The sequence below is a fragment of the Acidovorax sp. 35-64-16 genome, from assembly GCF_002281195.1.
GTDB classification, from domain to species: Bacteria; Pseudomonadota; Gammaproteobacteria; order Burkholderiales; family Burkholderiaceae_C; genus Acidovorax; species Acidovorax defluvii.
In genome coordinates this window covers 15,180-29,229 of sequence record NZ_NCFM01000020.1, presented here as the reverse complement: position 1 = coordinate 29,229, position 14,050 = coordinate 15,180, and the positions used below count along the sequence as shown (strand labels likewise).

10 protein-coding genes are annotated in these 14,050 nt (G+C 64.2%); 4 read left to right on the top strand and 6 right to left on the bottom strand.

All coding sequences use genetic code 11. From position 1 onward, the window contains the following. Nucleotides 1-12 precede the first annotated feature (12 nt). The 6 genes from B7Y64_RS12970 to B7Y64_RS12945 form a co-directional block, all read right to left on the bottom strand. Nucleotides 13-1,746, bottom strand: a complete 1,734-nt coding sequence (locus tag B7Y64_RS12970; RefSeq protein ID WP_291323964.1) for an ABC transporter substrate-binding protein — start codon at nucleotides 1,744-1,746, stop codon at nucleotides 13-15. 186 nt (nucleotides 1,747-1,932) lie between these two features. Further along, complete coding sequence (locus B7Y64_RS12965; protein ID WP_291323965.1) at nucleotides 1,933-2,241, bottom strand: DUF2160 domain-containing protein; 309 nt, start codon at nucleotides 2,239-2,241, stop codon at nucleotides 1,933-1,935. Between the two features lie 150 nt (nucleotides 2,242-2,391). Next, nucleotides 2,392-3,204, bottom strand: a complete 813-nt coding sequence (locus B7Y64_RS12960) for a carbohydrate ABC transporter permease (RefSeq protein ID WP_008906528.1) — start codon at nucleotides 3,202-3,204, stop codon at nucleotides 2,392-2,394. Then, nucleotides 3,197-4,093 carry a sugar ABC transporter permease gene (locus tag B7Y64_RS12955; protein ID WP_008906529.1) on the bottom strand — a complete coding sequence of 299 codons (897 nt, stop codon included), beginning with the start codon at nucleotides 4,091-4,093 and terminating at the stop codon, nucleotides 3,197-3,199. The genes B7Y64_RS12960 and B7Y64_RS12955 overlap by 8 nt, the downstream gene beginning before the upstream one ends. A 148-nt stretch (nucleotides 4,094-4,241) precedes the next feature. Next, nucleotides 4,242-5,318: an ABC transporter ATP-binding protein gene (locus B7Y64_RS12950; protein ID WP_008906530.1), complete on the bottom strand. Its 1,077-nt coding sequence runs from the start codon at nucleotides 5,316-5,318 to the stop codon at nucleotides 4,242-4,244. A 1-nt stretch (nucleotide 5,319) separates the two neighbouring features. Beyond that, a complete protein-coding gene (locus B7Y64_RS12945; RefSeq protein ID WP_291323966.1) occupies nucleotides 5,320-6,411 on the bottom strand; it encodes an ABC transporter ATP-binding protein in 1,092 nt (363 codons plus the stop codon). A 190-nt stretch (nucleotides 6,412-6,601) separates the two neighbouring features. Between B7Y64_RS12945 and B7Y64_RS12940 the strand changes: the two genes are divergently transcribed. The 4 genes from B7Y64_RS12940 (at nucleotide 6,602) to B7Y64_RS12925 (ending at nucleotide 14,034) form a co-directional block, all read left to right on the top strand. Further along, nucleotides 6,602-7,366: a DeoR/GlpR family DNA-binding transcription regulator gene (locus B7Y64_RS12940; protein WP_182120368.1), complete on the top strand. Its 765-nt coding sequence runs from the start codon at nucleotides 6,602-6,604 to the stop codon at nucleotides 7,364-7,366. A gap of 159 nt (nucleotides 7,367-7,525) precedes the next feature. Further along, complete coding sequence (glpK, locus tag B7Y64_RS12935) at nucleotides 7,526-9,019, top strand: glycerol kinase GlpK (RefSeq protein ID WP_291323967.1); 1,494 nt, start codon at nucleotides 7,526-7,528, stop codon at nucleotides 9,017-9,019. 76 nt (nucleotides 9,020-9,095) lie between these two features. Next, complete coding sequence (gene proC / locus B7Y64_RS12930; protein ID WP_291323968.1) at nucleotides 9,096-9,932, top strand: pyrroline-5-carboxylate reductase; 837 nt, start codon at nucleotides 9,096-9,098, stop codon at nucleotides 9,930-9,932. 625 nt (nucleotides 9,933-10,557) lie between these two features. After that, nucleotides 10,558-14,034 carry a response regulator gene (locus B7Y64_RS12925; protein WP_291323969.1) on the top strand — a complete coding sequence of 1,159 codons (3,477 nt, stop codon included), beginning with the start codon at nucleotides 10,558-10,560 and terminating at the stop codon, nucleotides 14,032-14,034. The last annotated feature ends 16 nt before the right edge of the window (nucleotides 14,035-14,050 follow it).

Below are 14,050 nucleotides of genomic sequence, written 5' to 3'. Positions count from 1 at the left end.
GTCAGAGCGTTATCAGCGGGCCTTGCCGTCCTTCCATGCCTGCAGCAGCTTGTCGTAGGCAATGGTTTCGCCCTTGGGCTTTTCGTTGGCCAGCTTGGCCCAGGGGGCCTGTTTGTCCGACAGCCACTTCTTGGGATCTTCCTTCTTGTTGAGCTTGGGCGCGCAGTGGCTCATGCCAGCGCGTTCCAGGCGGGCCATCACCTGGTCCATCTCGTCGGCCAGCGTGTCCATGGCGCCTTGCGGGGTCTTTTCGCCCGTCACAGCCTGGGCCACGTTCTTCCACCACAGCTGGGCCAGCTTGGGGTAGTCGGGCACGTTGGTGCCCGTGGGCGACCATGCCACGCGGGCGGGGCTGCGGTAGAACTCGACCAGACCGCCCAGCTTGGGTGCGGCATCGGTCATGGCCTTGGACTGGATATCGCTCTCGCGGATGGGGGTCAGGCCCACCAGCGTCTTCTTGAGCGACGTGGTCTTGGCCGTCACGAACTGCGCATACAGCCAGGCGGCAGCCGTCTTGTTGGCGTCATGGCCCTTGAAGAACGACCACGAACCCACGTCTTGGTAGCCGTTTTGCATGCCCTGCTTCCAGTAGGGGCCGTTCGGGCCAGGCGCCATGCGCCACTTGGGCGTGCCGTCAGCATTCACCACGGGCAGGCCGGGCTTGACCATGTCGGCAGTGAAGGCCGTGTACCAGAAGATCTGCTGCGCGATCTGGCCCTGGGCAGGCACGGGGCCGGCTTCGCCGAAGGTCATGCCCGTGGCTTCCTTGGGCGCGTACTTCTTCATCCAGTCCACGTACTTGGTGAGCGCATACACGGCAGCTGGCGAGTTGGTGGCGCCACCGCGGGCCACCGACGCGCCCACGGGGGTGCACTTGTCGTCGGCCACGCGAATGCCCCATTCGTCGATCGGCAGGCCGTTGGGCGCGCCGATGTCGGCCGTGCCGGCCATCGACAGCCAGGCATCGGTGAAGCGCCAGCCCAGCGACGGATCCTTCTTGCCGTAGTCCATGTGGCCATAGATGGGCTTGCCGTCGATCTGCTTGACATCGTTGGTGAAGAACTCGGCGATGTCTTCATACGCGCTCCAGTTGAGCGGCACACCGAGGTCGTAGCCGTATTTGGCCTTGAACTTGTCCTTGAGGTCCTTGCGGTCAAACAGGTCGGCGCGGAACCAGTACAGGTTGGCGAACTGCTGGTCGGGCAGCTGGTAGAGCTTGCCATCAGGCGCCGTGGTGAACTTGGTGCCGATGAAGTCCTTGAGGTCCAGGCCCGGGTTGGTGTATTCCTTGCCCGTACCAGCCATGTAGTCGGTCAGGTTCATCATCTTGCCGTAGCGGTAGTGCGTGCCGATCAGGTCCGAGTCCGAGATCCAGCCGTCATAGATCGACTTGCCCGATTGCATGGACGTCTGCAGCTTCTCGACGACGTCGCCTTCCTGGATCAGGTCGTGCTTGACCTTGATGCCGGTGATCTCCTCGAACGCCTTGGCCAGCGTCTTGGATTCGTATTCGTGGGTGGTGATGGTTTCTGACACCACCGAGATTTCCTTCACACCCTTGGCCTGCAGCTTTTTCGCCGCATCGATGAACCACTTCATCTCGGCCATTTGCTGGTCTTTGCTCAGCGTGGAGGGCTGGAACTCGCTATCGATCCACTTCTTGGCCTCGGCCTCGCCGGCCCAGGCAGCCTGGCCCAAAGCCAGGGTTGCGGCGGCGAAAGCGATCGCCGTGAACTGCATCTTCATTGCTGTCTCCTCAGATGGAACCCCCTTGGTGGATGAACACCGGCCCCGGGGGAAATCGGGCCGACGCTTGTCATCATCAAAAACAATAGCTGCCAGCGCTTGCTGTCGCTTTGCTTCAGATTGATTTCATTTCTAACTTTTTGTCTGTCAAGCGCTGCCAGCTATCTTTTTGATAGCTAAAAGGCTTCAACCCTTGCGCAGGATGAACGCCAGCAGCGCCATCGACAGCACAAAACTGATCCAGATCGACGGATCGCTTTCCAGGCTCAGCCACTGGGCCAGCTTGCCGCTGATGCCCACAAAAATCAGGTTCACATAGGCCGCCGACAGCAGGCCGATGAACAGGCGGTCACCGCGGGTCGTCGCCAGCGGCAGGAAGCCCTTGCGCATCACCGTGGGTGACTTGATTTCCCACACGGTCATGCCGATCAGCATCAGCACGATGCAGATGAAAAAGACCGCTACGGGCAACGTCCAGGCCATCCAGTCAAACATCGTTTCCCCCCTGAGCGCCTGCGGCGCTTCCCCCCAGGGGGACGCAGCTGGTGGCCGGGCGAAGCCCGTTCCACGGCTGCCGCTGGCCTGGGAGGCGTCCCGCGCCCTGCTGAGAAGGTGTGTGATTCATACTTTTGCTCCCCTTGCGCGTCAAACCCGCCCCATCGCAAAGCCTTTTGCGATGTAGTGGCGAACAAACCAGATCACGATGGCGCCCGGCACGATGGTCAGCACCCCTGCTGCAGCCAGCGTCGCCCAGTCCATGCCGGATGCGCTGACGGTGCGCGTCATCGTCGCGACGATGGGCTTGGCGTTCACGCTCGTCAGGGTGCGCGCCAGCAGCAATTCGACCCAGCTGAACATGAAGCAAAAGAACGCCGCCACACCAACGCCCGCCTTGATGAGGGGCAGAAAAATCTTGATGAAGAATCGCGGAAAGCTGTAGCCATCGATGTAGGCGGTCTCGTCGATCTCGCGCGGAATGCCGCTCATGAAACCTTCCAGAATCCACACCGCCAGCGGCACGTTGAACAAGAGGTGCGCCAGTGCCACGGCAATGTGCGTGTCCATCAGCCCCACCGTGGTGTAAAGCTGGAAGAACGGCAGCAGGAACACGGCCGGCGGCGTCATGCGGTTGGTCAGCAGCCAGAAGAACACATGCTTGTCGCCGAGGAACTGGTAGCGGCTGAATGCATAGGCCGCGGGCAGCGCCACGGTGAGCGAAATCACCGTGTTGATGGCCACATAGATCAGGCTGTTGATGTACCCCGAATACCAAGACTCATCGGTAAAGATGGTCTTGTAGTTGTCCCACGTGAAGTGCTGGGGGAAGAACGTGAAGGTCGAGAGGATTTCTTCGTTGGTCTTGAAGCTCATGTTGACCATCCAGTAGATGGGCAACACGGCAAAGATCAGATAGGCGACGAGGAAGATCGACCGCTTGTGGAAGCGTTTTTCATTCATGGCCGGCCCCTTCGTTGCTGGCGGTGCCCACGCGCTGCATCCAGTTGTAGAGGATGAAGCACAGCAGCAGGATGATGAAGAAATAGATCAGCGAGAACGCCGCCGCAGGGCCCAGGTCGAACTGGCCCACCGCCTTGGTCGTGAGGTACTGGCTGAGGAAGGTGGTGGCATTGCCCGGCCCGCCGCCCGTGAGCACAAAGGGCTCGGTGTAGATCATGAAGCTGTCCATGAAGCGCAGCAGCACGGCAATCATCAGCACGCCGCGCATCTTGGGCAGCTGGATGTAGCGGAACACCGCGAACTTGCTGGCCCCGTCGATGCGGGCCGCCTGGTAGTACGCATCGGGGATGGAGCGCAGCCCGGCGAAGGCGAGCAAGGCGACCAGCGGCGTCCAGTGCCACACATCCATCAGCAGCACCGTGAGCCAGGCTTGCGTGGCGTTGCCGGTGTAGCTGTATTCGATGCCCGCCTGTTGCAGCATGCGGCCCATCAGGCCGATATCGGCACGGCCATAGATCTGCCAGATGGTGCCCACCACATTCCAGGGAATCAGCAGCGACAGCGCCACCACCACCAGCACGGCTGACGACTTCCAGCCCTGCGCGGGCATGGACAGCGCCAGCAGGATGCCCAGCGGAATCTCCACCGCCAGCACGGCCAGCGAGAAGGTGAGCTGTCGCCACAGCGCGGCATGCAGTTCCTCGTCGCGCATCACCGCCGCAAACCACTCGGTGCCGACAAACACCCGGCGATCGGGCGAAATGATGTCCTGCACTGAATAGTTGACCACCGTCATCAGCGGCACGATGGCCGAGAAGGCCACGCAGATGATGACCGGCAGGATCAGGAACCACGCCTTCTGGTTCACCGGTTTCGTTGTCGAACTCATGTTCGTTCTCCACAAAGTGGCGATTCACCGACGGCATCTGCACCAAGCATGGTGGCATCGGGGAGACGCCCAGCAAGGGCCGCCCCGCAGCAAAGGGCGTCGTCCCCCTTCCGGGGGGAAGCCGCGGAGCGGCTCAGGGGGTAGTCCATCACGCCAGGAGCTCCTCGTTTTGATAGAAGCAGGTGTGCTCACCGAGCACCTGCAGCCACACCGCATCACCCGCCGACGGGAGCCGCGTTTCAGGGCTGAACCGCGCCTTGAGCGTGTGCTCACCCACCTTGGCGGTCAGCATGAGGTAGGTGCCGATGTCCTGCACCTGCGCCACCGTGCAAGGCAGTGCACCTGCCTGTTCGGGCTGCGCCAGCGCCAGGTATTCGGGCCGTATGCCCACCTGGAGCGCTCCGCCTGGCAAGCTCCGCCCGGCCGGTTGCGCCAGCCGCTGCCCCGCCACCGACAGGGTGGCTCCCTCAGACTGTGCCGGCAGGAAGTTCATACCCGGGGATCCGATGAAGTGGCCCACAAACACGTGCGCAGGCCGCTCGAACAGCGCGTCTGCCGAACCCACCTGCACAGCGCGACCGCGCGTCATCACCACCACCTGGTCGGCAAAGGTCAGGGCCTCCACCTGGTCGTGCGTCACATAAATCAGCGTGAGCTTGAGCTCGTGGTGGATCTGCTTGAGCTTGCGGCGCAGTTGCCACTTGAGGTGCGGGTCGATCACCGTGAGCGGCTCGTCGAAAAGCACCGCCGCCACGTCGGAACGCACGAGGCCGCGGCCCAGCGATATCTTCTGCTTCTGGTCGGCCGACAGGCCCGCCGCACGCAGATTGAGCTGGTGGCTCATCTCCAGCATCTCGGCAATCACACCCACGCGTTCCTTGATCTGCGCTTCGGGCACCTTGCGGTTCTTCAGCGGGAACGCCAGGTTCTCGGCCACCGTCATGGTGTCGTAGATCACGGGGAACTGAAACACCTGCGCAATGTTGCGCTCCTGCGGGCTGGCACGGGTCACGTCGCGGCCATCAAACAGCACCTTGCCGTGCGACGGCACCAGCAGGCCCGACATGATGTTGAGCATGGTCGTCTTGCCGCAGCCCGAGGGCCCGAGCAGCGCATACGCGCCGCCATCCTCGAACTCCATCTTCAGGGGCAGCAGCGCGTAGTCGCTGTCCTGCTGCGGGTTGGGCTTGTACGAATGCGCCAGATCCAGGCTGATGCGGGCCATGTCAGCGCCCTCCTTGTGCAGTGACGGGCCGCGCGGGCGCCCAGGCCAGTCGGCCATCCGCGCCAAACACATAGGCCTGCGCCGGGTCCAGGTGCAGCGTGATGGGCGTGCCCAGTTCAAAGTAGTGCACGCCGGTCAGCTGCGCCACCAGGTCGCCCCAGGGCGTGGCCGCGTGCACAAAGGTGTCGGAGCCCGAAATTTCGGCCAGCTCTACCACTCCAGCCACGCTGATGTCGCCCGGGCGGGCCGCCACGCGCAACGCACTGGCGCGCACACCCACCGTGAGCCCGGCCGCAGTGGCCACACCTTGCGGCAGATGCAGGGCCAGCTCCGCACCACCCTCCAGGCGCACGCCGCCCGGGGCGGCAGACGCGGCGATGAGGTTCATCGGCGGGTCGCTGAAAGCCCGCGCCACACGCAGCGAGTTGGGCGCATGGAAGACCTCGGCCGTGGGGCCGTATTGCAGCAACTGGCCTTCGTCGAGCACAGCGGTGTAGCCGCCCAGCAGCAGGGCCTCGCCCGGCTCGGTGGTGGCGTACACCACCGTGGATTGCCCCGCAGCAAACAGCTGGGTCAGCTCTTCGCGCAGTTCTTCGCGCAGCTTGTAGTCCAGATTCACCAGGGGTTCGTCCAGCAGCATCAGCGGCGCACCCTTGGCCAGGGCGCGGGCCAGCGCCACGCGCTGCTGCTGCCCGCCAGAGAGTTCCGCCGGATAGCGGTCCAGAAACATGTCGATGTGCAAACGGCTGGCAATCTCGCGCACCCGGGCGTCGATGTTCTTTTCGCCGCGCAGCTTCAGGGGCGACGCAATGTTGGCCGCCACCTTCATCGATGGGTAGTTGATGAACTGCTGGTACACCATGGCCACATTGCGCTCGCGCACAGGCATGCCGGTCACATCCACGCCATCGACCTTGACGGTGCCCGACGAGGGCGCATCCAGCCCGGCCATGATGCGCATCAGGCTGGTCTTGCCCGCCTGCGTGGCCCCCAGCAGCACCGTGACGGCGCCGCCCTGGAGCGCCAGGCTCATGTCATACAGCCAGGTCTGCGCCCCCACCCTCTTGCTGATGCTGTCCAATGCCAGCTGCATCACGCTTGCCTTTCTTTGTCGCCCGAAGGCCTGATGAACGGAGTTCCGCCCCCGGCAAACACGGTTGCCGCTCTCTTTTCGATTCCGTTCATTTTTGTTCTTTTTTGATCATATTGAATCAAGGTTTACCCTTAACAAGTTCCTTTTTGTTCGATTTAAAGTAGCTGTACCCACTAGCCAACTAAGACGCGTGAATACGAATCCCCGACAACTGCTGCTTCTTGAAGAAGTCCGCGCGCGCAAATCCGCCACGGTGGAGCAACTGGCCGACACCCTGGGCGTGACCCTGCAGACCGTGCGCCGTGACGTGCAGCGCCTGGCAGAGTCGGGCTTGCTCACGCGCTTTCATGGCGGCGTGCGCGTGCCCAGCTCCACGGTGGAAAACCTGGCGCACACCCAGCGCGAAACGCTGCACGCCGAAGGCAAGGCGCGCATTGCACGCGCCGTGGCGCAGCAGGTGCCCAATGGCTGCTCGCTGATCCTCAACATCGGCACCACCACCGAGGCCATTGCCAAGGCCCTGCTGCACCACCGGGGCCTGCGCGTGATCACCAACAACCTGAACGTGGCCGCCATCTTGTGCGGCAACCCCGACTGCGAGGTGATCGTGGCCGGCGGCGTGGTACGCGCCCGCGACCGCGGCATCGTGGGCGAGGCGGCGGTGGACTTCATCCGCCAGTTCAGGGTGGACATCGCGCTCATCGGCATCTCGGGCATCGAACCCGATGGCTCGCTGCGCGACTTCGACTACCGCGAAGTGAAGGTGGCGCAAACCATCATCGAACACGCGCGCGAGGTGTGGCTTGCGGCCGACCACAGCAAGTTCAACAGGCCAGCCATGGTGCAGCTGGCCACACTGGCGCAGATCGACCGCCTCTTCACCGACGCGCCGCCGCCAGAGCCGTTTCCAGCGCTGCTGCAGGATGCCGAGGTGATCTGCACTGTCGCCGCATGACAGAAGCCCCCCTGAGTCGCCTACGGCGCCTTCCCCCGGTGGGGGACGACGCCCTCGCTGCGGGGCGGCCCTTGCTCGGCGTCCGCTGGCCTGGGCCGTGCGCTGCTCGACCGCCGTGGACACTATGTGGATTCATACCTTTCGGAGCCCCTCGTCACCATGACCTACCTGCTCGCCCTCGACCAAGGCACCTCCAGCTCGCGCAGCATCGTCTTTGACGAAGGCGGCCACATCGTGGCGCAGGCCCAGCTGGAGCTGCCGCAGATCTACCCCCAGCCCGGCTGGGTGGAGCACGACCCGCTGGAGATCTGGCGCACGCAGCTCGCCACCGCACGCGATGCGCTGGCCAAGGCGGACATTGCGGCCAGCGCCGTGCGCGCCGTGGGCATCACCAACCAGCGCGAGACCACCGTGCTGTGGAACCGCCACACCGGCCAGCCCGTGCACCACGCCATCGTGTGGCAAGACCGGCGCGCCGAGCCTGCCTGCGCCCAACTGCGCGAGCAAGGCCATGCCGCCGCCATCCAGGCCAAGACCGGCCTGCTGGTGGATGCCTACTTCTCGGGCACCAAGCTGCAGTGGATGCTGGACCACGTTCCCGGCGCGCGCAACGCGGCCGAGCGCGGCGAGCTGGCCTTTGGCACGGTGGACAGCTGGCTGATGTGGAAACTCACCCACGGCCAGGTGCATGTGACGGACGTGAGCAACGCCGCGCGCACCATGCTGTTCAATGTGCACACCAACCAGTGGGACGACGATCTGCTGGCGCTGCTGCGCATCCCCAAAGCATTGCTGCCAGAGGTGCTGCCCTCGGCCGCCCACTTTGGCGACATCGCCCCCGACCTGCTGGGCCACAGCATCCGCATCGGCGGCGTGGCGGGCGACCAGCAGAGCGCGCTGTTCGGCCAGGCCTGCTTTACCGCGGGCATGGCCAAGAACACCTATGGCACGGGCTGCTTCATGCTGATGCACACGGGCGGCACGTTCCAGACATCCCACAACGGGTTGCTGACCACCAGCGCGGCACAAGCCACCGCGCGGCCCGAATTTGCGATGGAAGGCTCCGTCTTCGTCGGCGGCGCCGTGGTGCAGTGGCTGCGCGACGGGCTGCGCGCCATTGATTCGAGCGGCGAGGTGCAGGCGCTGGCCGAAAGCGTGCCCGATTCGGGCGGCGTGATGATGGTGCCCGCCTTCACCGGCCTGGGCGCACCCTACTGGAAACCCGATGCACGCGGCACCATCACAGGCCTCACGCGCGGCACCACGCTGGGCCACATTGCGCGCGCGGCGCTGGAGAGCATTGCCTACCAGAGCGCTGCCCTGCTGCTGGCCATGAGCCGCGATGCCGTGGCCGCCGGTGGCGCGCCAGTGAGCGAGCTGCGCGTGGACGGCGGCGCCTGCATCAATGACCTGCTGATGCAGTTCCAGGCCGACCTGCTGGGCATTCCTGTGGTGCGCCCCGCCGTCATTGAGACCACGGCGCTGGGCGCAGCCTACCTGGCGGGACTGTCGAGCGGGGTGTACCGCAGCACCGACGAACTCTCGCAACTGTGGCGCGCGGACCGGCGTTTTTTGCCCACGCTCAGCAATGCGCGCGCGCAGGAGCTGATGGCCAACTGGGAACACGCCGTGCGGCAAACGACAGCAGAGTGAATAAGCAGCGCGCCGAAACACCCCGGTGCGACGGCGCTACCATCATGGTCCCCGTTGTTGCCACCTTGCACGTCCCATGAGCCAACCCGCCGCATCCCGTCTCCTCACCACCATCGCCTTCATCGGCGGCGGCAACATGGCCAGCGCCATCATTGGCGGACTGATCCACCAGGGCCACCCGGCCAGCCAGATCGAGGTGGTCGAGCCCTGGGCCGAGGCGCGTGAGGCACTGCGCAAGAACTATGGCATCGAAGCCCAGGCCGAAGCCGGCCCAGCGCTGCAGCGGGCACAGATCGTGGTGTGGGCCGTCAAGCCCCAGACCTTCAGGGACGCGGCCGCCCAGGCCAAAGCCCACACGCAGGGCGCACTGCACCTGAGCGTGGCCGCAGGCATCCGCTCGGACAGCATCGCCCAGTGGCTGGGCACCGAGCGCATAGTGCGCACCATGCCCAACACGCCCGCGCTGGTGGGCAAGGGCATGAGCGCGCTGTATGCCCGCCCCGCCGTCAGTGCGCCAGAGCGGCAAAGCATCGAGGCCATCATGGCCACGACGGGCGAGTTTCTGTGGGTGGATAGCGAGCCGCAGCTGGACGCGGTCACGGCACTGTCGGGTTCGGGACCTGCGTATGTCTTTTATTTCCTCGAAGCCATGACGCGTGCGGGCACTGGCATGGGGTTGACCGAGCAGCAGGCGCACCAGCTGGCCGTGGGTACGTTTGTGGGTGCGTCCGAGCTGGCGCGACGCTCGGACGATCCGCCGTCCGTGCTGCGCCAGCGTGTCACCTCCCAGGGCGGCACCACCTATGCGGCGCTGCAGTCGATGGAGGCAGCGGGCGTGGCGGCCAGCTTCGAGGCCGCCATGCGCGCCGCGCAACATCGGGCCCACGAGCTGGGCGATGAATTCGGAGCCTGATTTGGCACAATATGAGTGTTTTGCCGTCTAGCCCTTATCCATAAAGCGCTAACAGCTATTATTTAATGAGCATTAGCCGCAGCATGTGACGGCCTGCGAGGCACGCCAACACCGGCGTGCTCACCTGAAAATTGCGGTGAAGCGCCTCCACGCGTACGTATGCGGATCAGGATCACTGTGACACGCCACAGTACCTACAAAAGTGCCGCGCGAATTCTGGCAAAAATTGCTATACAAACAATAGCGTGTCTCGCTTACCCACAAAGCGCGAGAGCCATAAAATGGCATACAACCAAGCAGAACGCCATGATGCATGGGCACATCCACTCGGCCCTGCGCAATGCTCGCGTTTGCAATGCCAGTTTTCGCAGCGACTGCGATATGGCGGTCACGCGCCTTCAGACCGGGTGGGCGATGGCCACCCGCCGCGCGAGTAGCGGCCGGACAATGGCCGAGCAATGGCCGAGCAATGGCCTCAGAGTTGGTGACGCCAACGTGGTGACCGCCGGCTTGGCGCCCACAGCGGCCGGGCCGTTGCACACGCCAAGGGTGCGCTGCCCTGCTGCCCAGTCTGCCGTAAACCCGGTAAAGTCTTCGCTCCAGCAACCTCACGGACCTGCAACGCATGCCCCGTTCTTCGAGCCCCCAGGCCGCCTCGCGTTTCGCCATTCCTCGCGCGCTGGTGGCAGGTTTTGTGGTGGCGGCCCTCGCCACCCTCGTCATCGCCATCGTCAATTTCCGGTCCGCCGAGACGCGCTCCGATGCCGTGCACGCCATGGACCTCACCTCCCTGGCGATGCGACAGCTCAATTTTTTCAACGCGGCGGTCAGGGATGCAGAGAGCAGCCAGCGTGGCTACCTCCTGACCGGAGACATGGCCTACCTGCAGCCCTATCAACAGGCAGTGACGACACTCTCCAAGCACCTGGCCGAACTCGAATTCAGCTCAAGAAGCGACCCTGCCCACCAGCAACTGGTGGTGCAACTGGAAGAGCTGACCCAGCTGAAGCTGCGCGAACTCAATGAAGCTCTGGCGCTGCGCAAAAACGGTGATGCGGTGGGTGCAATGGGACTGGTGCATTCCGGAGCCGGCAAAAGCATCATGGACCGGATGCGCGACGTTGCAGAAAGCTTGCGCGTCCAGCAAAACCAGCAACTGGCCGAGCGGCGTCAGGAGTGGGTCAACGCCGCGAGCAACTCCAACCTGTACTCGGCGGGTGGCTCAATGGTGCTGCTGGCGCTGATCTGTCTGTCAGCCGCCATCACGGCGCGCGAATACCGAGCCAAGAGCCAGCAGTCCTGGGTGTCCGCAGGGCTTACCGGCCTGGGCCAGCGCATCCAGGGCGACCACCGGCTGGAAGATGTGGGCCAGCTGGCACTCGGATACCTGGCCACCTACCTCAGGGCCCAGGTGGGTGCCGGGTATGTGGCGGACCGCAACGGCGGCTTTACGCTGTTCGGCGGCTATGCCTTGCCACGCGAGCGCCTGGCGCAAAAGCTTCTGAGCGACGAAGGTTTGGTGGGGCAAGCCGCGCGCGCGCGCCAGCTGCTGGACGTGCGCGATGTACCGCCCGGCTACCTGCCGGTCTCATCCAGCACCGGGCAGGCCAGCCCCACCCAGCTGCTGATTGCGCCAGCCGTGGAAAACGGCGAAGTGTTTGCCGTTATAGAGCTGGGCTTTTATCGCCCCGTGAGCGACGCCGAGCGCAGCCTGCTGGAGCGTGCATCCGAGATGCTGGCCGTGGCCATACGCTCGGGTATCGACCGCAACCGCCTGCAAGAGCTGCTGGAAGAAACCCAACGCCAGTCCGAAGAACTGCAGACCCAACAGGAAGAGCTGCGCGTCAACAACGAAGAGCTGGAACAGCAAAGCCGCATCCTTCAAGAGTCGCAAGCGCAAATGGAAGTCCAGCAGACCGAGCTGGAACAGACCAATGCCAACCTGGAAGCGCAAACCCAACAGCTGGAACACCAGCGCGAGCAGCTGCTGCGCGCCCAAAGCGCCATGACGGACAAGGCCCGCGAACTGGCTTTGGCCAGCCAATACAAAAGCGAATTTCTGGCCAATATGAGCCACGAACTGCGCACGCCGCTGAACTCCACACTCATCCTGGCCAAGCTGCTGGCCGACAACAAGCCCGGCAACCTGAGCCCCGAGCAGGTGAAGTTTGCGCAGACGATCTACGCCGCGGGCAACGACCTGCTGGCGCTGATCAACGACATCCTGGACCTGGCGAAGATCGAATCCGGACAAGCCACCGTAGAGGTAGAACCCGTTAACATCGCCCGGACGCTGCAGGCGCTGGTTGACCCGTTGCGCCCAGTGGCGCAGGAAAAAGGCCTGGAGCTCACCACCACCGTGGCGCCCGACGCACCTGCCGGCTTCGAAACCGACCCACAGCGCCTGGGCCAGGTGCTCAAGAACCTGCTGTCCAACGCGCTCAAGTTCACCGACAAGGGCGCCGTGGCACTGCATGTGTCGCGCAACCCCGACGACACGCTGTCGTTCGCAGTGAAGGACACCGGCATCGGCATCCCCCCCCACCAACAAGCCCTGATTTTTGAAGCCTTCCGCCAAGCCGATGGCAGCACCCACCGCAAATACGGCGGCACGGGGCTGGGCCTGTCGATATCACGGGATCTGGCGCACCTTCTGGGAGGCACCCTTACGGTGCACAGCGTGCCCGGCGAAGGCAGTGTTTTCACGCTCATGGTGCCTATGCGACTCGTGCCGCAGCAACCGGCGGAGCCCCGCGCTGTGGCGCCTCTCGACTCGGCAACGCCCGAAGCGCCCTCCGGCACACCGTCGACCGTCCAGACAGGGCCCACTGCGGGACAGCCTGCGCCTGTTCCCGCAGGCTCTTCAGCTTCCGCCATCGCTGCCGTGGCCCAGCCTGTCCCGGTTCGCGCCGGGCCGCGCAGCATTCTGGTGATCGAGGACGACAAGCGTTTTGCCCAGATCCTGTGCGACCTCGCCCGTGAGATGGACTTTGAATGCCATCTGGCCTACAACGCGGCCGACGGCCTGGCTTTTGCAGCGCAAAGCCTGCCCAGCGCCATTGTGCTGGATGTGAATCTGCCCGATTTTTCGGGCCTGGGTGTGCTCGACCAGCTCAAGCGCAACCCCGCTACCCGCCACATCCCGGTGCATGTGGTGTCGGTGGCCGACTATTCCCAGGAGGCCATGGGACGAGGCGCGATTGGCTATGCGCTCAAGCCCGTCAAACGCGAAGAGCTGGTGCAGGCCCTGCAGCGGCTGGAAGCCAAATTCACCCAGCACCTGCGCCGCGTGCTGGTGGTGGAAGACGACGAGCGCCAGCGCGAGAGCGTGCGGCACCTGCTCAGCAGCGAGGATGTGGAAATTGTGGGCGCCGGCACCGCCGCCGCCGCGCTCAATCACCTGCGCGGCTCCACGTTCGACTGCATGGTGATGGACCTGAACCTGCCCGACCTGAATGGCTACGAGCTGCTGCAGCAGATGACCGAGCAGGACGGGGTGTCGTTTCCGCCCGTGATCGTTTACACCGGCGGCGCCCTGTCGCGCGATGAAGAGCAAAAGCTGCTTCGGTTCTCCAAGTCCATCATCATCAAGGACGCTCGCTCACCAGAGCGACTGCTGGACGAGGTCACGTTGTTTTTGCACCAGGTGGAGTCTGATTTGTCGGCTGAGCACCGCCAGATGCTTCAGACCGCGCGCAACCGCGAGTCGGCACTGGAAGGCCGCACCGTATTGGTGGTGGAGGACGATGTGCGCAATGTATTTGCGCTCTCCAGCATCCTGGAACCCACAGGCATTCGGGTCGAAATTGCCCGCAACGGGCGTGAAGCGCTGGACAAGCTGGCGCGCGCGGGCAATGCGGACAGCCCGGTGATCGACCTGGTGCTGATGGATATCATGATGCCCGAGATGGACGGCTACACCGCCATGCGCGAGATCCGCAACCGCCCCGAATGGCGCCGCCTGCCCATCATTGCGCTCACAGCCAAGGCCATGAAGGACGACCAGGAAAAGTGCCTGGCCGCCGGTGCCAACGACTACATCCCCAAGCCTCTGGACGTGGAAAAGCTCCTGTCGCTGGTGCGAGTGTGGATGCCCAAATAGCCAGGCACCGCCCCCC

Bases quoted from the DNA above. Each gene is read 5' to 3' on its own strand.
- B7Y64_RS12970 (WP_291323964.1), bottom strand. From the start codon at position 1,746: ATGAAGATGCAGTTCACGGCGATCGCTTTCGCCGCCGCAACCCTGGCT.
- B7Y64_RS12965 (WP_291323965.1), bottom strand. From the start codon at position 2,241: ATGTTTGACTGGATGGCCTGGACGTTGCCCGTAGCGGTCTTTTTCATC.
- B7Y64_RS12960 (WP_008906528.1), bottom strand. From the start codon at position 3,204: ATGAATGAAAAACGCTTCCACAAGCGGTCGATCTTCCTCGTCGCCTAT.
- B7Y64_RS12955 (WP_008906529.1), bottom strand. From the start codon at position 4,093: ATGAGTTCGACAACGAAACCGGTGAACCAGAAGGCGTGGTTCCTGATC.
- B7Y64_RS12950 (WP_008906530.1), bottom strand. From the start codon at position 5,318: ATGGCCCGCATCAGCCTGGATCTGGCGCATTCGTACAAGCCCAACCCG.
- B7Y64_RS12945 (WP_291323966.1), bottom strand. From the start codon at position 6,411: ATGCAGCTGGCATTGGACAGCATCAGCAAGAGGGTGGGGGCGCAGACC.
- glpK (WP_291323967.1), top strand. From the start codon at position 7,526: ATGACCTACCTGCTCGCCCTCGACCAAGGCACCTCCAGCTCGCGCAGC.
- proC (WP_291323968.1), top strand. From the start codon at position 9,096: ATGAGCCAACCCGCCGCATCCCGTCTCCTCACCACCATCGCCTTCATC.
- B7Y64_RS12925 (WP_291323969.1), top strand. From the start codon at position 10,558: ATGCCCCGTTCTTCGAGCCCCCAGGCCGCCTCGCGTTTCGCCATTCCT.